Here is a 22,652-nt window from a genome sequence, read left to right as displayed (position 1 = left end):
GAAGGTTTAAACTTCAGCTTTTTTTTGTAAAACAGCAAACGATTTTATCCCCTGTCATTTCATAAGGAAACAAAATGAAAAAACACCACGTACCTGTAGGGTGGCATAAGGATAAATGCGGGCTTATGCCCCTCTTTTTGTTTACTATGCTTAAAGATGGTATATAAGTTATCTATGAAATAAAATTATCACATTCTAAGATTTCATTTTTACTATCCAAATTTGTAAAAGAATTCGCAATATTAATTAATTTCTGTATTAAAGATTTATCATTTTCAATCCGACTATGGGCATCAGGGCTTATAACACCCAAGATAAGGATACAATTTGAAATATTAGGATGTTTTATATACAAGACGTAATTATCGCTAGTTCTTGATTCAGCAGTTTTACGTTTCCACTTGGGAGATTTGAAATCTTCATCACTTAATGCGATATGTATTTTAGATATTAAAGAATTATATTGGTCTCTATTTATAATTTTACCTTCTATAGATACCCCTAGACGCCCCTGTTTTCCTAGTTGTAAGGGATATTCTAATTCATCGCAATCATCAATATGTTGTGATTGAGCTCGGCATTCGTTAATATTCTCAATCTGTTGAATATCTTTTCCTAGCGCAATTAATTGTAATTTGTCGATTTTATAATCTAGAGATTTTTTAAGAAAAAAGAGCATATTAATATTTAAGTTAAACCGAGAAATACTCATTAGACTTATTAATAGAAGATCGTAATGAATATTTGATTTTAGACTCACAATGTTCTACATTTAATTCTTTATTTTTTTTCTTTGGAAAGGATAACAAAGAAATATCCTTTATGGTTATTGAAATGTCTCTTAAGCCACTTCTAATTAATTGCATTTCTCTTAGTATACTTTTTTCATTTTTTGCCAAATCTAAATTTAGTTCTCTTTTTATTGAAAGAATGCCCTCTAAAGACTCAACATATTGAATATATATTTTTGCACTTTTAGCTACTTGTTTAGTAAAAAAACTTCGATTTTTCTTTAAGAACGAGATATTAGATTGAATATCTTTTAATAGAACAAGTAATTCATAAATGCCATCATTTAGTTCTGAAATATCACTACTAATCTCATTGATAAAGTTTTTAAATTCTAGAATCTTGGTTTGATCAATAGTTTTTAAAGGAGTTTTATGATTATTGATCAACTCTTTAATCTCTCTAATTTTTTCATTATTCATACTTTTAGTAACTTGAATGATAGCTTTATTTGTAGCATTGTAAGAGGATGGAAGATCAGAACTTGTTTTGGATGCTCCAATCGCTACAGCAAACAAACCTACAAAGAAAGTTTTTCCAATAGAAAGAGGAGGTAGTTTAGACATAATACAGAATTGAATAGATATACTTTGTTTAATTTATGTTAAGTATAATACTTAATTACAGGAAAAATACAACTTCCATTACAACTTCCATAATGTATAAAAGCAGAAAATTTATCAGATCCAGCCGTAAAACTCCGTTTTTTAGAGCGGAGATATAAGAAACAAACGGCGTAGCCGTTTCAAGGCTAACTAATCGGGTGTTTGTTGTTGCTCGATGTATTGGCAAATAAATTAAAAGATTTTCAACCCTCTAATATTGCAAGCCAATCTGAAGAAACACCCCCGCCTTATTATTAATTTTTGTGATGTAGAGAATGAAAAGTAATTGCAGGCTGGGCGTAGCCCACGCGGGATATAACAAACGCGTGGGCTTAGATTGCGTTACATTAGGAATTATTCGTAAGCAATTTGGAAATCAACTGAGGTTTGTACTTTGCCCGCGGTTGCTTGACCTATTGCGTAATATTGAGAAATAAAATGGAGGTCAACTGAGTTATTATTTGTTGATGCTGTACTGCCCGAAATATGTTTATTCGCTACGGCGGTTGAGTCTAATTGTGTTCCTTGTACTCCATTGGCGTTCGAATGAACAAAATCTTCCGTTTCTTTACCTACTACTTTAATTGGTGTTGTACCATTAGCTTCCATAAGCTGAATATTAACGTTACTCGCTTTATCTGTACCTGTCATATTCTTCAATGTATAGTTGTGATTCTTATCCGCATTGTCCCAAGAATAGAAATATAGCCCAACTTTTTTCGCTTGATTATTGCCTTGAGCGGCAATTTGACAATCGTTCAATGTAATCGTAAATGGCGTTGGCATCGCAGTATTTCCGTCAGTAGATAAACTATTTTTACCTACATCATTTAACACAACGCTCAGATTTTTATGTTCTGATTTCACTTTACAAGTATTTTCAACAACCTTACCAAAGAAAGTAACTTTACCAGAGGTTTCTGCATTAACATTCGCCTGCACATTTCCCGCAAATGCCAATAAAATTAAGCTACCAAGTAGTGTTTTTTTCATAATAAATTGCTCCATAAAAGAGGTTTGCGCCTTATAAATAAGGCAAAAGATGAATATAAACCGTTTATCAAAATGCCAAAGCCTCAATAAACAGCAAGATTTGTTTTCCCAAAAAAAGTAAAAAACGCTTCCATTATATATATATATATATATAATTAAAGTTCTTTTTGAAAAAAATTGCATATTTTATTTTGAATTTTCGCTGTAGGTTGGCTTTAGCTTACGTGGGAAAGACGAGAAAACCTTACAACACGAGGCATTGCACTTTTTTAACGCGTGGGCTTACGCCCACCCTACGAGATTAGCGGAGACATATAAAAAAGATTTGTAGGGTGGGCGTAAGCCCACGTGGAGACACATAAAAAAGATTTGTAGGGTGGGCGTAAGCCCACGTGGATACATATAAAAGATTTGTAGGGTGGGCGTAAGCCCACGTGGAGACATATAAAAAAGATTTGTAGGGTGGGCGTAAGCCCACGCGGAACATAATCAAACAACTGTAATGTATTAGGCGCGGTGGGCTTATGCCCCACCTACGGGGAAATGAATAAGGATAAATATGGGCTTAGCCCAATTTACGGATTTAATTATGTTGAAATGGGGAAAACAATGTTTAAAAAAACACTTTTATTTTTTATCGCACTATTTTTTACTGCACTTTGTGCATTTTCAGCCAATGCAAATGTGATTATCACTGGCACCAGAGTGATTTATCCCGCTGGGCAGAAAAATGTTATCGTTAAACTGGAAAATAATGATGATTCGGCAGCATTGGTGCAAGCCTGGATTGATAATGGTAATCCAAATGCCGATCCAAAATACACCAAAACCCCTTTTGTGATTACCCCGCCTGTTGCTCGCGTGGAAGCAAAATCAGGGCAAAGTTTGCGGATTACGTTCACAGGCGGCGAGCCTTTGCCTGACGATCGCGAAAGCCTCTTTTATTTTAATTTGTTAGATATTCCGCCGAAACCTGATGCAGCATTTCTGGCAAAACACGGCAGTTTTATGCAAATTGCCATTCGTTCACGTTTGAAGTTGTTTTATCGCCCTGCGAAACTCTCGATTGATTCTTTTGATGCAATGAAAAAAGTAGTGTTTAAAGCCACGCCTGAAGGGGTGTTGGTGGATAATCAAACACCTTATTATATGAACTATATTGGTTTGTTACATCAAAATAAACCTGCGAAAAATGTCAAAATGGTTGCGCCTTTTTCTCAAGCGGTATTTGAAGCCAAAGGCGTGCGTTCTGGCGATAAATTGAAATGGGTATTGGTTAATGATTACGGTGCCGACCAAGAAGGCGAAGCCATCGCTCAATAATAACGAACTCGTGTAGGGTGGGCTTTAGCCCACCGATTAACCATAACAAAGGTGGGCTGAAGCCCACCCTACAACCACAAAGAACGATTAATCTGTGAAAACAAAAATTTTTCCCTTAAATAAAATTGCGTTTGCTTGTTCACTGCTATTGGCAAATCCTTTAGCGTGGGCGGAAGATCAATTTGATGCCTCTCTTTGGGGAGATGGTTCGGTGTTGGGCGTTGATTTTGCCCGATTTAATGTAAAAAATGCCGTGTTACCAGGGCGTTATGAAGCTCAAATCTATGTGAATAATGAAGAAAAAGGCGAAAGCGATATTATTTTTGCTGATAATCCTGCCACAGGTCGGGCAGAATTATGCTTTACGCCTAAACTTCAAGAAATACTGGATTTGATGGATGAAGCCATTGTGAAATCGCCCAATTCAGAAGATGACACTTGTGTCTTTGCTTCTGATGCCATTCCTCAAGGCACGTTTGAATATCAAAGCGGCGAAATGAAATTGAAACTTGAGCTCCCTCAAGCTCTCACTATTCGCCGACCAAGAGGCTATATTGCGCCATCTCGCTGGCAAACTGGCACCAATGCCGCTTTTGCAAATTACGATATCAACTATTATCGTTCTGGTAATCCCGAAGTAAAATCCGAAAGTTTGTATGTGGGTTTGCGTAGTGGCGTAAATTTTGGCAACTGGGCATTGCGTCATAGCGGCAGTTTTAGCCGTTTTGAAAACCAAAGTAGCTCGGGTTTTACTGATAAGGGCAAAAATCATTACGAACGTGGCGATACCTATTTACAACGAGATTTCGCCCTGCTTCGTGGCAATGTCACTGTTGGGGATTTTTTCAGCACAGCCCGCATTGGCGAAAATTTTGGTATGCGTGGTTTGCGTATTGCCTCTGATGATAGAATGCTTGCTCCATCACAACGTGGTTTTGCCCCAGTGGTGCGTGGCGTGGCAAACACAAACGCCAAAGTCAGCATCAAACAAAATGGCTATACGATTTATCAAATCACCGTTCCCGCTGGGCCTTTCGTGATTAACGATTTGTATGCCAGCGGTTATAGCGGCGATTTAACGGTGGAAATCCAAGAAAGTGATGGCAAAGTGCGGTCATTTATTGTGCCGTTTTCTAATCTTGCCCCATTAATGCGTGTGGGGCATTTGCGTTATCAATTAGCTGGCGGACGTTATCGAATTGACAGCCGCACCTTTGATGAACGTGTGTTACAAGGCGTGTTGCAATATGGTTTAACTAATCATCTCACGCTGAATTCAAGCCTGCTTTATACACGTCATTATCGTGCAGGGCTGTTTGGTTTTGGTTTAAATACGCCGATTGGGGCGTTTTCTGCTGATGCCACTTGGTCGCACGCTGAATTTCCGCTAAAACATGTGAGCAAAAACGGCTACAGCTTGCACGGCAGTTATAGTATTAACTTCAATGAAAGTGGCACCAATATCACGTTGGCAGCCTATCGCTATTCTTCACGGGATTTTTACACCTTAAGCGACACCATTGGTCTTAACCGTACTTTCAGACAATTTAGCGGTGCGTATTTGCCTGAAATTTACCGCCCAAAAAATCAGTTTCAAGTGAGTTTAAGCCAAAGTCTGGGGAATTGGGGAAATCTCTATCTTTCAGGACAAACCTATAATTATTGGGAAAAACGTGGCACGAATACGCAATATCAAGTTGCCTATTCAAACAGCTTCCACATTCTCAATTACTCTGTAAACCTCTCACAGAGTATTGATAAAGAAACGGGCAAACGTGACAACAGCATTTATTTGAGTCTCAGCCTGCCATTAGGCGATAACCATTCTGCAGATAGTAGTTATTCTCGCAGTGGTAACGATATTAACCAACGACTTGGCGTAAATGGCTCTTTTGGTGAACGTCATCAATGGAGTTATGGCATTAACGCTTCACGCAATAATCAAGGTTATCGCAGTTATGACGCAAATCTTGCACATAACAATAGCATTGGTAGTTACCGTGCTTCTTATTCACGTGACAGCCTCAAAAATCGCTCCACTTCATTAGGCGCAAGCGGTGCTGTCGTGGCGCACAAACACGGTATTACCTTAAGCCAACCTGTTGGCGAAAGTTTTGCCATTATTCACGCCAAAGATGCCGCAGGGGCAAAAGTGGAATCAGGTGCCAATGTGAGCCTTGATTATTTTGGCAATGCGGTTATGCCTTACACCAGCCCGTATGAAATCAATTATATCGGTATCAATCCATCTGATGCGGAGGCAAATGTGGAATTTGAAGCCACTGAACGCCAAATCATTCCTCGTGCAAATTCAATTAGCTTAGTGGATTTCCGCACGGGCAAAAACACAATGGTGTTATTTAACCTCACTTTGCCAAATGGCGAGCCAGTGCCAATGGCATCCACCGCACAAGATAGCGAAGGGGTATTTGTGGGCGATGTGGTGCAAGGGGGCGTGCTTTTCGCTAATAAACTTACCCAGCCAAAAGGCGAGTTAATCGTCAAATGGGGTGAGCGAGAAAGCGAACAATGCCGCTTCCAATATCAAGTTGATTTGGATAACGCACAAATACAAAGCCACGATATTCAATGCAAAACCGCAGAATAATTGAAGAGGATTTATGCAAAAAACACCCAAAAAATTAACCGCACTTTTCCATCAAAAATCCACCGCTTCTTGTAGTGGATCAAATTATAGTGGAGCAAATTATAGTGGCTCAAAATGCTTTAGGCTTCATCGTCTGGCGCTGCTTGCTTGCGTGGCTCTGCTTGATTGCATTGTGGCACTGCCTGCTTATGCCGCCGCTGATGGCAAAGTGACCTTTGAAGGGGAGATTTTAAGTGATGGCACTTGTAAAATTGAAACAGACAGCCAAAATCGCACTGTTACCCTGCCAACAGTGGGAAAAGCCAATTTAAGCAGCACAGGGCAAACAGCTGCGCCCGTGCCTTTTTCCATCACGCTAAAAGAATGCAAGATAGCTGATGCTGAAAAAGCTAATCTGCTATTTAGCGGGGCAACAGCAGGGAAACCTTATCTTCCTAACGCCACAGACAGCGGCAAAGCCACTAATGTTGGCATTCAAATTGTCAAAGCCGATGGCACAGGCACGCCCATTCAAGTGGACGGCAGCCAATCCGACAGCGAAAAAGCCCCCGACACAGGCAAAGCGCAAAACGGCACAGTTATTCAACCCCGTTTTGACTACTTCGCACGTTATTACGCCACAGGTGCCGCCACCGCAGGCGATGTTGAAGCCACTGCAACTTTTCAAGTGCAGTATAAGTAATTTTTAATAGGCAAATAAAATGAAAACATTAAAATCAAGCCCGCGCCATCTCTCTCTTTTAGCATATCTTATGGTGCTATTATTTCTTTTTTCCGCATATCCAGTAATGGCGGCTCCGAAGCAGGCTCACTCAGAGGATAAATTATATGGTAGAGATAGAACAAAAACCTTTACATTTAATGGAGACAGTAGTTTGACTGCAAAATCTTCACAACCTGAAGTAGTTCTTTTTTCTAAAGCTCGAGATAATACTAAATATGATACTTTTTCCAGTAACACTATAAATGGTTTATTTAGTCCATTTGATCCATTAACTAATTGGATTACCACTACTGTAACAGGGGATTCAGGCTATGCTTTTGCAGGCTTTTCTTGCTCTAATTGTCCTAAAATAACATTGCCATTAGATTTTTATTTAAATCAAGGTAAATTAATCAAAACTGATCAAGTTAGTGATACTGGAGATACCATTTTTCAACTTAGTGACCACCCAGAGTTAGGGGTATCTTTTCAACTAGGCACGCAATATCAAGGTCATACTGCTTATTTACCACCGTTGCAATTTGATGGACTTAACAGTGCAAGAATTGGCACGGTTGAAATATATTTTGGAAATTATGTATCAATTATTTTTTTGCTTCGTGCTAGATTACACGTTCTTGGCAATAATATAATAAATCAGACGAAAGATATTTCATTGGCAGATTTAAATTTAGGGTATATTAGATTAATTCCAACTGAAACCACAAATAATAAAGGTTTGAGATTTATTGTGCAGGATAATGGGAAAATAGCCGTTCATTTACAACCCCCCAAAATCCGTTTAATACACCAGCAACGCCAATGTTATCTATCGAATAATGGAGATGTACCCTCTACTGTTACATTAAAAAAAGTCAAAAAAAGCGCATTTGATAACACAAATGAAATTGAGGGCGGCGAATTTAAACTAAGAGTATCTTGCAATAGACAAGAAAACCAAATAAACAGACAATGGTTATTCCCTCGTGTCATGATTACTTTCACAGGCGAACAAGACACTGCCAATAACGGTTCAAGCGACTTACTCAAAACAGAAAAAGGTAACGGACAAGCCACAGGCGTTAGCTTAAAAATCAAACGTGATAGTGGTAATGGCGATTCGGTTAAATATGGACCTGATTCAGCTAATATGAAGAATCCAGGACAATTTGCAGTACACCAACAACCTAGTGAAGGGGATAAAAACGCCCGAGAAACTTTCAAAGTCTATTACGTTAAAGACACAACAAGAGGTGCTTTAAGCGAAGGAAAAGTCAAAGCCGCCGCCACTTTCACAATGTCATATCAATAATAACGTAGGGTGGGCTTTAGCCCACCGTTTTTATTCATTTAGCCCACCGTTTTTTATCCATTTAGCCATAACAAAGGTGGGCTGAAGCCCACCCTACAACTATTACGTTAAAGATTCAACAAGAGGCACCTTAACCGAAGGAAAAGTCAAAGCCGCTGCCACTTTTACAATGTCATATCAATAATAACGTAGGGTGGGAATATAAAGGCTGAAGGTTTAAACTTCAGCCTTTTTTTTGTAAAATAGCAAACGATTTTATCCCCTCTCATTTCATAAGGAAACACAATGAAAAAACACCACGTTGACGTTTTAATTTCAGAGAACGATGTTCATGCTCGTATTGCTGAATTAGGTGCTCAAATTACAAAATTTTATCAAGAAAAATATATCGATAGCCTTGTTGTTGTGGGCCTTTTACGTGGTTCCTTTATGTTTATGGCAGATATCGTTCGTCAGATAAATTTACCTGTGGAAATTGAATTTATGACCACTTCAAGTTATGGCACAGGCATGACTACGAATCACGACGTTCGTATTACCAAAGATTTGGACGGCGATATAAAAGGTAAACACGTTTTAATTGTGGAAGATATTATTGATACGGGGTATACGTTGGAAAAAGTGCGTGATATTTTGAATTTGCGTGGGCCTGCTAGTCTTGCAATTTGTACGTTACTTGATAAACCATCTCGCCGCGAAGTGGAAGTGCCTGTTGAATGGGTTGGTTTTGAAATTCCTGATGAATTTGTGGTGGGGTATGGTATCGATTACGCACAACGCCATCGTAATTTAGGCTACATCGGTAAAGTTGTTTTAGAAGAATAATTTGATTTTATCGAAAAGTGCGGTTGAAATTTTAAATGAATTTTTAGCCGCACTTTTTATAACTTAAATCGATGAATAATTTGATTTGCTGAGCCTCGCCAAACTAAACTTGGGTCAGCCTGTTCTTGAATAAACTTTCCATCAATTAACACATCAATATAAGGCAACATAGCACATTGTTGTTCATCTAATTCATCTAGCTTATAACCCGTCCAAACCCAGATGTCTTTATCAGGGCATTCTCGTTTTACACGTTGCACAAATGGCAATAATGTTTCTACGTTACGGGGATGAAGTGGATCACCACCTGAAAGCGTCAGCCCTTGGCGTTTAATACGAGTGTCTTTTAAATCATTGATGATTTGTTGTTCCATTGCTTCATCAAATAATACACCCGCTGAAAATGACCAACTTTTTTGGTTATAGCAGCCTTTGCAAGCATGCGTGCATCCACTGACGAAAAGTGTGCATCTTGTACCTTCGCCATTAATAACATCGGTAGGGTAGTATTGGAGATAGTTCATTTCATAAAAATCCTAAAAATGTGGCTTAAATTCTCGCCAAATTCACCGCACTTTTTAATTAATCTTTGCAATACGGCGGTAATTTCTGCATAATAGCGCGCAATCGCATTGCGATATCAATGGAAACCTTCTCGGTCTCTCGCAACGGTGTCTGGTTTACTCGGTCAGGTCCGGAAGGAAGCAGCCAAAGTCGGAATTACTGTGTGCCGAGAAGAAGCTGGGAAGGTTTCCGCCCAACTTCCTTTTCTTATACTCGCTCAATCAATCTTTTAAAGAAACCATTTTCTTTTGTGATTAAGCTATTGTAATCGCCTTCTTCGATTAATCTTCCGTTATCAATTACACAAATTTTATCGAATTGTTCAATTGAACTTAGACGGTGAGTGACCATAATTAGGGTTTTATTTTCGGCATGTTGCAAAATTAAACGTAAAATTTGACGTTCAGTTTCGCGATCTAAACCTTCTGTTGGTTCATCTAACAATAAAATTGGCGCATTATTGAGTAAAATACGTGCTAAACCTAAACGGCGTTGTTCCCCACCAGAAAGTGGACGACCGCCATCCCCAAGCCAAAGATTTAAACCTTTTCCTTCTTGCTCAAGTAATTTGCTTAAGCCAACTTGATGTAGTACTTCAATCATTTTTTCATCAGAAATTTTATCCGCACTTGCAAATTGTAAATTTTGACGAAGTGTATCGCTGAATACGTGAACACGTTGAGTTAAAAAACAAATTTGCTGGCGTAATGTCTCTTCTGAATAGGCGGAAATGGGTTTTTCTGCCAATAAAAGCTCACCTTGATTCGCATCATAATTGCGTACTAAAAGTTGAAGAAGTGAAGATTTTCCACTTCCAGTTTTGCCTAAAATAGCAATTTTTTGTCCTTGTTCTAAATCTAATGTAAGATTTTTTAATACGAGTGTTTCTTGTTCGGGATAGGAAAAATTTAAATTCTTCGCAGAAATTAACCGCACTTTTGTTTCAAATTCCTCGTTACCATTAAACTCAACAAGCGGTTTTTGCTCAATGATTTCGGTCACACGCTCTGCTGCTGCAATCACTTGACCTATATGTAAAAATGCCGCACCCAATGGCATGATGATCTCAAAGGCTGCAAGTGCAGCAAAAGTGAAAAGTGCAATATAAGCCGTGTGGTATTCATCTGTGCCAAAATCGGCGTTACTTGCAAACCATAGCATTCCAGAAATCAACAAACCATTAAGAAAGAGAACAAGTGCGGTAGAAAATCCGCTTAATTTTGCTTCTTTGGCTTGATCTTCCTGCCATGTTTTTTCTGTGACTGACATTTTTTCTTTTAATTTATCTTCTGCATTAAATAATAAAAGCTCGGCTTGTGCTTGGATAAATTCTAAAAACTGGGTTCGATAGGTCGCACGTGCTTGGATTAAGCGTTCGCCAAATTGCTGTCCTAGTCGATAGAAAACAGTAGGGATAATTATTAATAAAATTAACAAAAATAAGCCTAAACCAAGTGCGAGTGGAATATTGATAAAGCTCAGTCCAATCGTCATGGCAATGATTACAAATACAGCAGTGAAAAATGGCGCAAGTAAACGTAAATAGAGGCTATCAAGCGTATCAACATCAGACACCAAACGATTTAACAAATCGCTATTACGATAACGATTTAATACTGCTGGGCTTAAAGGAATGATTTTTTCAAATACTTGTACGCGCAATTTCGACAAAATACGGAATGTTGCATCATGCGTCACTATTTTTTCAAAATATCGCATGACGGTTCGTCCGATAGCTAAACCTCGCACGCTGGCTGAAGGGTAGAAAAAGTTAAATAGCGTGCCTAGTCCTGCAATGGCTGTAGCGGCTAAAAACCAGCCTGAAATGGTAAGCAAGCCCATGCTAGAGCCTAAGCCTAAAATTATTAGGATTAAGCCTAAAATAAGAGGAAATTTGGCGAATTTAAATAAACGTATAAACGGAAGTAATGTGCGCATTATTGGATATCCTGTTGTCGTTGAGCGAGGAGTTCAGCAAAGAAACCTTCATGTTGTAATTCGGCAAATTTACCTTGCTGTACTATTTCTCCTCGTTGCATCACAAAAATTTGATCACATTGTTTCAAATCTTCAATTCGGTGGGTAATCATCAGCGTAGTTTGATGCTGGCTTGCTTCATTCAATGCTTGTAAAACAAGATTTTCTGATTGCGCATCTAGGCTTGCGGTTGGTTCATCAAGCAGAAGCAAATCGCCTTTGCGTAACAAAGCACGAGCAATGGCAAGACGTTGCGCTTGTCCCACAGAAATGCCTAATCCACCATCTTTGATTTCGTGATGAAGTCCAAGTTTATCGGTAAATTCTTTCGCTTGAGAATGCATTAATGCTTGATTAATTTCTTCATCGTTGGCTTGAATATCGCCAAGTAGTAAGTTTTCTTTAATTGTACCTTGTAATAACAATGGATTTTGTCCTACCCACGCAATATGTTTTCGCCAGTCAGCTAGATTGCTTTCGCGAAGTTCTTGACCATTAATTTTGAGCGAGCCCTCATAAGGCAAAAAGCCCAAAATAGCATTTATTAATGAAGTTTTACCTGCACCACTTTGTCCTACAAGTGCAACATTGTGATTTGCTGGAATTTGGAAGTTTAACGGCTTGGTTAATGCTGAACCCTGTGTAGAAAGCACCACTAAATTTTCGGAAGAAATTTCAACCGCACTTTCTAAAGAAATTGTTTTTTCATTTTGATGAACAGTTAAAAAATCTTCTTCTAAGAAATCAACAATGGCATCTGCTGCACCAATGCCCGCTGCGCGGTCGTGGTAATAAGCACCAAGATCACGCAAGGGTTGATAAAATTCAGGCGCAAGAATTAAACAAAAGAAACCTGTGAAAAGTGTAAGCGGTGCATTATAGGTGCCAAATTCAATTTGACCTAAGTAGCTAAAACCAAAATAGACCGCCATCAGTGCAATGGAAATAGAGGTAAAAAATTCCAATACGGCAGAAGATAGAAAAGCGAGTTTTAGCACATCCATTGTGGTTTCACGGAAATCTTCAGTGGCATTTTCAATATGCTCCGTTTGTTCAGAAGTGCGGTTAAAAAGACGCAAGGTTTCCAAGCCGCGTAAGCGATCTAAAAATTGGGCACTTAGGCGAGAAAGGGTATCCATATTTTTTTGGCTGTTGTCAGCCGCAGCAATACCGACAATGATCATAAACAGAGGAACAAGCGGTGCGGTAATCATTAAGATTAAGCCTGCAGCCCAGTTCAACGGAAATACAGCAATGAAAATAACCACTGGAACAATGGCTGAAAGGCTTTGTTGAGGCAGAAAACGGGCATAGAAATTATGTAAGTTTTCTACTTGTTCTAACATAATGCTTGCCCAACTTCCAGCTGGTTTTTGATTGATTGTCGCAGGACCGACAAGATGGATTTTATCCAGAATTTTTTGACGAATATGGTTGCGTAATAATTGTCCGCTTCGGAAACCAATTTTTTCTCGTACCCATAAAATAATAGCACGCATCCCGAAGCCGATAATTAGCCCGAGAAAATAAGGAATAAGTTCATCACGAGGCACATTTTGCATAATCAGTTTATCGAGCAACGTCGCAAGAAAATAAGTTTGCGCGACTAAAATGAGTGCAGAAAGCGTAGCGAGAGCAATGTTTGCACGCATTAATTTTTTGATAGGTTCTTGTTGTGCGCGAAGCCATTGTTGTAAATATTTTTGACGAACTTTATTCATAGGTTTATCGAGATATAGAAAAAGTTCCCCTCTTTTAAAAGAGGGGAATTAGCTAGAAAATTTATGCTTCTTGCGCATCTAAGTAGCGTTCTGCATCCAAGGCTGCCATACAACCAGTTCCCGCGGAAGTAATGGCTTGGCGATAATTATGATCCATTACATCGCCTGCTGCGAACACGCCTTCCACTGAGGTGGCTGTTGCATTTCCTTCAAGACCAGATTTTACAACGATATAGCCATTATTTAATTCTAGTTGCCCTTGGAAAATTTCCGTATTTGGCGAGTGACCAATCGCTACGAATAAGCCATCTAATTTGAGTTCTTCTTTCTCCCCAGTTTTTGTGTCGGCTAAACGTAATCCGGTTACGCCCATGTTGTCACCCAACACTTCATCTAAAGTGCGGTCAGTATGAAGAACGATTTTTCCTTCTTCCACTTTTTTGTACAAACGGTCGATAAGGATTTTTTCCGCACGGAAGCTATCGCGACGGTGAATTAAATGCACTGTACTTGCAATATTGGCTAAGTAAAGCGCTTCTTCCACCGCAGTATTTCCACCACCAATCACACCGACTGGTTTATTACGATAAAAGAAACCATCACAGGTTGCACAAGCGGAAACACCACGACCTTTGTAGTTTTCTTCTGAAGGTAAGCCAATATAGCGTGCAGAGGCACCTGTTGCGATAATTAACGCATCACAAGTGAAATTTTGTACATCGCCAAAAAGTTTGAATGGACGAGAGGATAAATCTACGCGATTGATATGATCGAAGACGATTTCTGTTTCAAATTTTTCTGCATGTTGCAACATACGTTGCATTAAACCTGAACCTGTAGTCATCTCAAAATCGCCCGGCCAGTTTTCGATTTCATCTGTAGTGGTAAGCTGACCGCCTTGTTGTAAACCCGTTACCAATACTGGTTTTAAGTTTGCACGTGCCGCATAAATAGCTGCTGTATAACCAGCAGGGCCTGAGCCTAAAATTAAAAGTTTTGCATGTTTGATATCTGACATAAAGAATCCTTGTTTTTCGTAAAGAGAGAATTAATTAAATTCAAGCCTATTCTAATGATTGCTATGCATGAAATTGTTCCATACAGCTTATCAATTATAAACCTTTCGATTAATAGAGCAGTGAATAAAGCAATCGGCGAAACTTATTTGTTAAGGGATCCGCATTGCCCATTGCACTTAAAATGGATAAAAATTGTTGTTTCACTTCACCATTCTGCGCGCCTAAGTCTGTTTTTAAAATACCGAAAAGTAGTGTCAGCGCTTCTTCATTTCGTCCAGCTTGATGAAGTTGTACCGCAAGTTTTATTGCAATTTCAGCTGTTGGGTTTTTAGCATAATCGGCTTGTAATTGTTGGATTTCAGGTGTGTCGGCAGCTTGGATTTGTAGCTCAATTTGTGCTTGTAATCCGTGCCAACGGCTATCACGATCTTGTAATGGAATTTGATTTAAAATTTCCTGTGCTGGCTCCGTTTTCTTCATTGCAATATAGGTTTCAGCGTAGAGCAGGGCAACATCACTATTTTTCTTATCAGAAAGTTCCCATGCGTCTTTCAACAATGGTAATGCTGCCTCATAGTTTTCTACTTGCAAGAAATCTAACGCTTGCTGGAATTTTAAATCTTCTTCTTTAGGTAAAATAATGCTTAATCGTTGGATTAACGATGCTTTATCAAGCGCGCCAGGAAATGCATCTAATGCCTGTGCTTCTTTAAACAAATAGGTGGTTGGCAATGCTTGGATGCGGAATTGTGCGGCAATCATTTGCTCTTTTTCACAATTTACTTTTCCAAGAATAAATTGTCCTTGATATTGTTCTGCAACTTGCTCAAGTAGCACCAAAAAATCCGCCGATTCTTTATGTGTTGGTGCGTAAAAATTGATGACAAGTGGTTTTTCTAAGGATTGTTGCAGTATTTCAGTAAGATTTTGTTCGTTGATCTCAACGATAAAAGGAAAATCAGCCATGTTTTATCCTTGTGAAAAAATAATGGCTGATTTTAGCAAAGTGCGGAAGATTTTAGAAACGTTTTACCATTTCTATTATTAAGCAAGTTTTTCTAGGATCAATTTTCCCATCATTTCAATATGTGCATGCTCTACATTAAGTGCGGGAATATATTGATAAGATTGCCCGCCATTTTTTAGAAAATTTTCTCGATTTTCTTTGTCAATTTCTTCAATAGTTTCTAAACAATCTACGGAGAAACCTGGACAAATGACAGCTATTTTATGAATGCCTTGTGGTGCTGCATTTTGAAGAAATTTATCTGTGTAAGGCTGTAACCATTCTTCACGCCCAAAGCGCGATTGAAACGTCATTCCCCATTGGTTTTCTGTTAAGCCCAGCTTATTAACAACTGCAATAGTCGTTTGTTTACAATGTTCACGATAATAATCGCCCATTTTTTCATAACGCAGAGGAATACCGTGATAAGAAAATAGTAAAAATTCATCGGGTTTTAACCGCACTTTTATTGAATCTGCTAAGGCGTTAATGTAATTTTCATCAACATGATAAGAATGGATGAAATCAAAAGGCACTAATCCTCGTTCTTCTTTAAGGGCGTTAGCGAAAGCATCAAATACTGCGCCCGTAGTTGAGCTAGAGTATTGCGGATAAAGTGGCAAAACAATAATTCGCTCAACTTGATTTTTAAGCAAATTTTTCACCGCACTTTGCATTGATGGATTGCCGTATGTCATGGCAATTTCTACTTGTGTATCGATATTTTGATTATCTAAATAGGCTTGTAATGCGTCTTTTTGTTGTCGTGAAATGGCAAGTAAAGGCGAACCTTGTTCTGTCCAAATCGCTTGATAATTTTTAGCGATACGTTTTGAACGCAATGGTAAAATAATAGCTTTAAGCAGTGGATACCATTTGCAACGCGGTAAATCCACCACGCGAGGATCCGTTAAAAATTGCCATAAATAACGGCTGATTGACTTTGGTGTCGGGCTATCTGGCGTGCCTAGATTGGCAAGTAATACGCCGATTTTTGCGGATTTTGTCATAAATTGATTACGGATAGGGTTAATCTAGAAACACAACAAAGTTTATTCTCTTCTGTGCGGATGTCAATTTGCCAAACTTGGATATTTCTGCCTAAATTAATTGGCGTAGCTTTTGCGGTTACTTTACCTGAACGAACAGGGCGAAGATGATTGGCGTTAATATCCAATCCCACCGCAGTTTTGCCTTCTTCTAAACAAAGCGAACCCGCAAGGGAACCAATTGTTTCAGCTAAAGCAACCGAAACCCCGCCATGTAATAAGCAAAACGGCTGTATAGTACGATGATCCACTGGCATTGTCGCTTCAATCCAATCCTCGCCAAACGCAGAAATTTCAATGCCAAGATGGCTAACTGCACTGTTAGCACAAAGTTGATTTAAGTTTTCAAGGGTAAAAGTTTTTTTCCAGAGCATTTAATCTATTCCATATTATCAATTATCTTGGCTCCACCTATTTATGGGGAGCTGCCGAAGGCTGAGAGGGGATAAATGTTCAATTTCAACATAAATTGTTTTAGGTACATTATCTATTTTTTTAATATTTCATCATTCCAAAATTTTATTTCGCATATCTCTATATCCCCCCTTCCGCCCTTCGGGCATCTTCCCCCGCAAGCAGGGGAAGGTAAGTTATCATTATTTATTTTATAACTTCTAATCTTGGCTCCACCCATTTATGGGGGGAGCTGCCGAAGGCTGAGGGGGGATAAATGCTCAATTTCAACATAAATTGCCTCAAGTACATTATCTATGTTTTTTAGTACTTCATCATTCCAAAACCGAATAACTTTATAGCCTTGTGCTGTTAAGAATTTTGTTCTTTCTAAATCATATTGTTCTTGTTCTATGTGCTGAATGCCATCTAATTCAATAACAAGTTTTAATTTTCTACTGCAAAAATCCACAATGTAATGACCAATAATAACCTGTCTATTAAAACGGATACCACAAAAGAGTTTATTTCTCAAATGGTACCATAGTGCATACTCTGCATCTGTCATATTATGTCTTAATTCTGTAGCATATTGGGCTAATCGTTTATTTTTATTTCGCATATCCTTATATCCCTATATCCCCCTTCCGCCCTTCGGGCACCTTCCCCCGCAAGCAGGGGAAGGCAAGTTATCATTCTTTATTTAAATATCTCAAGTAATGCCTGCACAGGATGCTTTAACACCACATGTTCATAACGTTTTACCTGACTGCGACAAGAATAACCAGTTGCTAAACAAAAGTGCGGATCTTTTCCATGCAGTTTTTTATGCCATGATACATCGTAGATTTCTCGGCTCATTTTTTGATTTTGCACTTCATGCCCAAATACACCAGCCATACCACAACATCCGACTTTTTCCACATTAAGTTGTTGTCCAAATCTTCCAAAAATTTCTTGCCATTCTTTTGGACTATTCGGCATAAAAGTAGATTCCGTACAATGCGGGAATAAATACCAATCGGAAGTGCGGTCAGTTTTGGCGATGTTTTTCAGTTTATCTTGTAATTCCGTATTTTGTAATCTTTGTTTTAACCATTCGTGTGCGGTGAGAACGTGAAAGTCGCCACGTTTTTCTTGTAGTGCTTCTTTGTATTCGTCTCGATAAGACAGCACAATTGCTGGATCAACGCCCACAAGAGGAATGCCTAATTTTGCCATTCGATTTAAAAACTCGGCTTGGTTTTGTGCTGTTTTGCTAAAGCGTTTTAAGAAACCTTTAATGTGCATTGCTTTGCCGTTTGGTTTAAATGGCAACAGAATGGGTTTGAAGCCTAATTTCTGCGTAAGCATAACAAAATCGCGTACCACTTTCGCATCATAGTAAGAGGTATAAGGATCTTGCACAATAAATAAAATATCGTTTTTTTCTACCGCACTTAGGTCTTCCAATTCTTCCAAGGATTTGCCTTGATAATGAATTTCCACCAGCTGTTGTTGCAAATTGGGTTCAGAAAGCAAGGGCAAATCGGTCATGCCTAGCGTTTTTTCCACTAATGTTTGCGTGACTTTCAGCTTGGTAAAATAATTAAAGAATTTTGCCTGTTTTGCCATATAAGGCGCAGCGATTTCTAAATTTGCCACAACGTGATCTTTTGCGGGGCGTAAGTAGCGGCTGTGATAAAAATGAAAGAATTTTGCGCGGAAACTTGGTACATCGATTTTAATCGGGCATTGGCTTGCACAGGCTTTACAAGCAAGGCAAGTGTCCATTGCAGCTTTCACTTCGTGAGAAAAATCATAATCGCCTCGCCATTTTTGAACCGTATTGCTTAGTCTTTTCACAAGTGCGGTTAATTTTATTTCTGTTTTACGGAAGTCTAATTGTGCGGGCGAAAAATTTTCATTTGCCATCAATCGAAGCCATTCTCGAACCATGGCTGCGCGACCTTTAGGTGAAAATACGCGGTTTTTACTGACTTTCATCGATGGGCACATAATGCTGTGTTCATCAAAATTGAAACATAAACCGTTTCCATTGCAGTTCATCGCACCCTTAAATTCATCGCGCATTTGGAGAGGAATTTGGCGATCGTTATCAGCCCGCATCGGCGAAAGAATAGAATAAAGTTCCTCTTTGGAATCCAAAGGCGTACAGATTTTGCCAGGATTTAAGCGATTGTTTGGATCGAATAAGGTTTTGATATAACGAAGTTCGTGCCAGAGTTCTGGCGTAAAGAATTTTTCGCCGTAATGGGAACGCACGCCTTTACCGTGTTCTCCCCAGAGTAATCCTCCATATTTAATCGTAAGTTCTGCCACTTCATCTGAAATTTGTTTGAATAATTTCACTTGTTCTTTATCGCATAAATCAAGCGCAGGGCGAACGTGCAATACGCCCGCATCAACGTGCCCAAACATGCCATATTGTAAATTGTGCTTGTCTAATAAAGCGCGAAATTCACTGATGTAATCCGCAAGATTTTCTGGGGGGACACAAGTATCTTCTACAAAAGGAATCGGTTTGGCGGCACCTTTTGCATTACCAAGTAAGCCCACTGCTTTTTTTCGCATTGCATAAATACGTTCAATAGAAGGTAAATCAGAACAAACTTGATAGCCAATAATGTGATCTTGGTTGTGTTCGATTTTTTCATCAAGTGAGCGACAAAGTGCGGTAACTTGGCGGTCTATTTTTTCTTGATTATTACCAGCAAATTCCACAATATTTAAACCAAGAATTGGATCCGTTTCATCTTCTGTAAGAAGTTCATTCACCGAGTGCCAAATAATATCTTGTTTGGCAAGGTTTAAGACTTTGGAATCAACGGTTTCCACAGAAAGCGCATTGGCTTTCACCATAAAAGGTGCATTGCGTAATGCCGCATCAAAAGAACGATATTTAATATTGATGAGTGTGCGATACCGCGGAATAGGCAGAAGATTGAGTTTGGCTTCGCAAATAAATGCGAGAGAACCTTCAGAGCCAGTGAGAATCCTTGTTAGATTAAATTTACTTTCATCTTCATTGAATACATTTTTGAGATCGTATCCCGTTAAAAAACGGTTAAGTTGTGGCAAATCTTTAATGATTGCTGCTCTTTTTTCTTTACAATGTTGCGCAATGGTTTGATGGAGTCTTTTGCTACTGTCACTTAATTCAAGCGCATCAATGTTTTCTAAAACATCAACAGAATTGACCGCACTTGTATCTAAAATTTCACCGTTCATTAATACGGCACGCAATGCCAAAACGTGGTTAGATGTTTTACCGTATTGTAATGAACCTTGCCCCGAGGCATCTGTGTTAATCATTCCGCCTAAAGTCGCTCGATTGCTGGTGGATAACTCTGGCGCAAAGAATAAACCATGTGGTTTTAAAAATTGATTAAGTTGATCTTTTACGACACCTGCTTGTACTTTAACCCAACGTTCTTTTACATTGAGTTCTAAGATGGCAGTCATATGACGAGAAAGATCCACTATTATATTGTTATTAATGGATTGACCATTAGTGCCAGTGCCTCCACCGCGAGGCGTAAAGCTGATAGATTGATATTCAGGTAAATTTGCCAATTTGGTTATACGCACTATATCAGCAACAGTTTTCGGAAAAAGAATCGCTTGTGGAAGTTGTTGGTAAACGCTGTTATCCGTAGCAAGACTTAATCTATCTGCATAGTTTGTAGCGATATCTCCTTCAAAATGTTGTTTTTTAAGTGCTTGGAGATAGTTAAGGACATCTTGTTCAATTTGTGGCGTGCGATTTAGACTTGGCAACATAGCATTTAACTCATTTAAAGGTATAAATAGCGGGGTGTTCTCGATAATATCTTAAGGTGCTAATAATGTCGAATTAGATTTTGAGCATTTTAAAGGAGTATTTTTTGGAGTAAATGAGTCAAGAATAGAGTGTTCCTGGATAAAAAATAAACAAAAAGTTCAAAAGAATTTGATCTTTTCAATTTTTATAGGATAATAAGCGTACTTTTGAACGTTCCTTTGGCGTAAACAAAGGAATTGAATTTGTCAAAAGGTAAAAAGTAGGGCAAATTCAAAACCCTAGTTAAGCAACTGTTTAGAGTGTAACTTTAATTAAAAGTTCAGTATAAACAAGGACACTTTTTTATTACTATTCGATGACTAAATAGAGGACATCAAAATGAAAAAAACTGCAATCGCATTAGTAGTTGCTGGTTTAGCAGCTGCTTCAGTAGCTCAAGCAGCTCCACAAGAAAATACTTTTTACGCTGGTGTTAAAGCTGGTCAAGCATCTTTCCATGATGGCATTCGTGCTCTAGCTCGTGAAAATAATGATGGTTATCACCGTAATTCTTTCACTTATGGAGTATTCGGTGGTTATCAAATTTTAAATCAAGATAACTTAGGTTTAGCAGTTGAATTAGGTTACGATGATTTTGGTCGTGCTAAATTTCGCTCACGTGGTCAAACTGTAGCTAAACACACTAACCACGGTGCACACTTAAGCTTAAAAGGTAGCTATGAAGTGTTAGAAGGTTTAGATGTTTATGGTAAAGCAGGTGTTGCTTTAGTTCGTTCTGACTATAAATTCTACGATCCAGATGGCGTTCGTGATCATGAAGCTGGTCGTCACAGCTTACGTACCTCTGGTTTATTCGCTGTAGGTGCAGAATATGCAGTATTACCAGAATTAGCAGTTCGTTTAGAATACCAATGGCTAACTCGCGTAGGTAAATTACGCACTCAAGGTGAACCAAATAGCGCAATTGACTACAACCCTTGGATTGGTTCTATCAATGCTGGTATTTCTTACCGTTTTGGTCAAGGCGCAGCGCCAGTTGTAGCAGCACCTGAAGTTGTAAGCAAAACTTTCAACTTAAACTCTGATGTGACTTTCGCATTCGGTAAAGCAAACTTAAAACCACAAGCTCAAGCGGCTTTAGATGGTATCTACGGTGAAATCGCACAAGTTAACAACGCTAAAGTAGCTGTTGCTGGTTACACTGACCGTATTGGTTCTGACGCTGGTAACTTAAAACTTTCTCAACGTCGTGCAGACACTGTAGCTAACTACTTCGTTGCTAAAGGTGTTTCTGCAGATGCAATCTCTGCAACTGGTTATGGTAAAGCAAACCCAGTGACTGGCGCAACTTGTGACCAAGTTAAAGGTCGTAAAGCGCTTATCGCATGTCTTGCTCCAGACCGTCGTGTAGAAATCGCAGTTAACGGTACTAAATAATTTTAGTGTACGTTTAACGAAAGATTAAATACAGCAAAAGGCTTAAACTTCGGTTTAAGCCTTTTGTCTTATATGAATCTAAAACCAAGCATTTCAATCAAGTTTTAACTTATGATAGAATGCGGTTCTCATTTATTTATAGGGAACATTATGGAAACCTTAGACAAAATCAAAAAGCAAATTAGTGAAAATCCAATTCTTATTTATATGAAAGGTTCACCAAAATTACCATCTTGTGGCTTTTCTGCTCGTGCATCTGAAGCATTGATGAATTGTAAAGTACCTTTTGGTTATGTAGATATTTTGCAACATCCAGATATTCGTGCTGAATTACCAGCATATGCAAACTGGCCAACTTTTCCGCAATTATGGGTAGAGGGAGAATTAATTGGTGGTTGTGATATCATTTTAGAGATGTATCAATCTGGTGAATTACAAACTTTATTAGCTGAAGTTGCAGCAAAACACGCTTAAGATATGAGAAAAATGAAACCCGCTTATAGCGGGTTTTTTATACAAATAAATTTGTTTTTATTGAACAAAT

General features: G+C 38.6%; 19 protein-coding genes, 1 other RNA gene and 1 pseudogene. 9 read left to right on the top strand and 12 right to left on the bottom strand.

Annotation, left to right across the window (positions count from 1 at the left end; translation table 11 throughout):
* Positions 1–172 precede the first annotated feature (172 nt).
* A complete protein-coding gene (locus DV424_RS04395) occupies positions 173–712 on the bottom strand; it encodes a type II toxin-antitoxin system YafO family toxin (protein WP_080563567.1) in 540 nt (179 codons plus the stop codon).
* Complete coding sequence (locus DV424_RS04390; protein WP_118859198.1) at positions 693–1,355, bottom strand: hypothetical protein; 663 nt, start codon at positions 1,353–1,355, stop codon at positions 693–695. The genes DV424_RS04395 and DV424_RS04390 overlap by 20 nt, the downstream gene beginning before the upstream one ends.
* A 210-nt stretch (positions 1,356–1,565) precedes the next feature.
* Here DV424_RS04390 and DV424_RS04385 point away from each other — a divergent pair.
* Positions 1,566–1,652, top strand: a pseudogene (locus DV424_RS04385) (SlyX family protein); the annotation flags it as partial.
* A 96-nt stretch (positions 1,653–1,748) separates the two neighbouring features.
* On the opposite strand, the gene DV424_RS04380 reads toward DV424_RS04385, so the two are convergent.
* Positions 1,749–2,387: a fimbrial protein gene (locus DV424_RS04380; protein ID WP_421800045.1), complete on the bottom strand. Its 639-nt coding sequence runs from the start codon at positions 2,385–2,387 to the stop codon at positions 1,749–1,751.
* A gap of 609 nt (positions 2,388–2,996) precedes the next feature.
* Here DV424_RS04380 and DV424_RS04375 point away from each other — a divergent pair.
* The 5 genes from DV424_RS04375 (at position 2,997) to hpt (ending at position 9,158) form a co-directional block, all read left to right on the top strand.
* A complete protein-coding gene (locus DV424_RS04375; RefSeq protein WP_005630389.1) occupies positions 2,997–3,710 on the top strand; it encodes a fimbria/pilus periplasmic chaperone in 714 nt (237 codons plus the stop codon).
* A 94-nt stretch (positions 3,711–3,804) separates the two neighbouring features.
* Positions 3,805–6,318 (top strand): fimbria/pilus outer membrane usher protein, encoded by a 2,514-nt coding sequence (locus DV424_RS04370; RefSeq protein WP_118859197.1) that lies wholly within the window; start codon positions 3,805–3,807, stop codon positions 6,316–6,318.
* A gap of 13 nt (positions 6,319–6,331) precedes the next feature.
* Positions 6,332–7,000: a fimbrial protein gene (locus tag DV424_RS04365; RefSeq protein WP_118859196.1), complete on the top strand. Its 669-nt coding sequence runs from the start codon at positions 6,332–6,334 to the stop codon at positions 6,998–7,000.
* Positions 7,001–7,019: 19 nt separating this feature from the next.
* Positions 7,020–8,333 (top strand): fimbrial protein, encoded by a 1,314-nt coding sequence (locus tag DV424_RS04360; protein WP_118859195.1) that lies wholly within the window; start codon positions 7,020–7,022, stop codon positions 8,331–8,333.
* A gap of 285 nt (positions 8,334–8,618) precedes the next feature.
* Complete coding sequence (hpt, locus tag DV424_RS04355) at positions 8,619–9,158, top strand: hypoxanthine phosphoribosyltransferase (RefSeq protein WP_118859194.1); 540 nt, start codon at positions 8,619–8,621, stop codon at positions 9,156–9,158.
* A gap of 56 nt (positions 9,159–9,214) precedes the next feature.
* Here hpt and nrdG read toward each other — a convergent pair whose 3' ends face one another.
* The gene (nrdG, locus tag DV424_RS04350) at positions 9,215–9,682 is read right to left on the bottom strand and encodes an anaerobic ribonucleoside-triphosphate reductase-activating protein (protein ID WP_046942786.1); all 468 of its coding nucleotides are present in this window, start codon (positions 9,680–9,682) and stop codon (positions 9,215–9,217) included.
* Between the two features lie 128 nt (positions 9,683–9,810).
* Between nrdG and ffs the strand changes: the two genes are divergently transcribed.
* Positions 9,811–9,909: signal recognition particle sRNA small type (gene ffs, locus DV424_RS04345), an RNA gene on the top strand.
* 20 nt (positions 9,910–9,929) lie between these two features.
* On the opposite strand, the gene cydC is transcribed toward ffs, so the two are convergent.
* From cydC to ydiJ, 8 genes are all read right to left on the bottom strand, one after another.
* Positions 9,930–11,660, bottom strand: a complete 1,731-nt coding sequence (cydC, locus tag DV424_RS04340) for a heme ABC transporter ATP-binding protein/permease CydC (protein WP_118859193.1) — start codon at positions 11,658–11,660, stop codon at positions 9,930–9,932.
* On the bottom strand, positions 11,660–13,420 hold the full coding sequence (gene cydD, locus DV424_RS04335) for a heme ABC transporter permease/ATP-binding protein CydD (protein ID WP_118859192.1): 1,761 nt from the start codon (positions 13,418–13,420) through the stop codon (positions 11,660–11,662). The genes cydC and cydD overlap by 1 nt, the downstream gene beginning before the upstream one ends.
* Positions 13,421–13,481: 61 nt before the next feature.
* Positions 13,482–14,438 carry a thioredoxin-disulfide reductase gene (trxB, locus tag DV424_RS04330; protein WP_118859191.1) on the bottom strand — a complete coding sequence of 319 codons (957 nt, stop codon included), beginning with the start codon at positions 14,436–14,438 and terminating at the stop codon, positions 13,482–13,484.
* 109 nt (positions 14,439–14,547) lie between these two features.
* Positions 14,548–15,405, bottom strand: a complete 858-nt coding sequence (locus DV424_RS04325; protein WP_118859190.1) for a co-chaperone YbbN — start codon at positions 15,403–15,405, stop codon at positions 14,548–14,550.
* A 78-nt stretch (positions 15,406–15,483) separates the two neighbouring features.
* Positions 15,484–16,455: a ferrochelatase gene (gene hemH / locus DV424_RS04320; protein ID WP_118789055.1), complete on the bottom strand. Its 972-nt coding sequence runs from the start codon at positions 16,453–16,455 to the stop codon at positions 15,484–15,486.
* Positions 16,452–16,868 carry a hotdog fold thioesterase gene (locus DV424_RS04315; protein ID WP_118789054.1) on the bottom strand — a complete coding sequence of 139 codons (417 nt, stop codon included), beginning with the start codon at positions 16,866–16,868 and terminating at the stop codon, positions 16,452–16,454. Before DV424_RS04315 ends, hemH begins: the two co-directional genes overlap by 4 nt.
* Before the next feature lie 260 nt (positions 16,869–17,128).
* Positions 17,129–17,509, bottom strand: coding sequence for an endonuclease domain-containing protein (locus DV424_RS04305; RefSeq protein ID WP_192876931.1), 381 nt, complete (start codon positions 17,507–17,509; stop codon positions 17,129–17,131).
* 77 nt (positions 17,510–17,586) lie between these two features.
* The gene (gene ydiJ, locus DV424_RS04300; protein ID WP_118859189.1) at positions 17,587–20,670 is read right to left on the bottom strand and encodes a D-2-hydroxyglutarate dehydrogenase YdiJ; all 3,084 of its coding nucleotides are present in this window, start codon (positions 20,668–20,670) and stop codon (positions 17,587–17,589) included.
* A 379-nt stretch (positions 20,671–21,049) separates the two neighbouring features.
* Here ydiJ and ompA point away from each other — a divergent pair, with 379 nt between their 5' ends.
* Together ompA and grxD are read left to right on the top strand one after the other, a co-directional pair.
* A complete protein-coding gene (gene ompA / locus DV424_RS04295; RefSeq protein ID WP_118815583.1) occupies positions 21,050–22,108 on the top strand; it encodes a porin OmpA in 1,059 nt (352 codons plus the stop codon).
* 150 nt (positions 22,109–22,258) lie between these two features.
* Complete coding sequence (gene grxD / locus DV424_RS04290) at positions 22,259–22,582, top strand: Grx4 family monothiol glutaredoxin (RefSeq protein ID WP_005627223.1); 324 nt, start codon at positions 22,259–22,261, stop codon at positions 22,580–22,582.
* The last annotated feature ends 70 nt before the right edge of the window (positions 22,583–22,652 follow it).

Source organism: Haemophilus haemolyticus (assembly GCF_003493605.1).
Taxonomy (GTDB): Bacteria; Pseudomonadota; Gammaproteobacteria; order Enterobacterales; family Pasteurellaceae; genus Haemophilus; species Haemophilus haemolyticus_J.
Note: the sequence above shows the minus strand (reverse complement) of the source record. Positions and strands in the feature narration are given on the sequence as shown.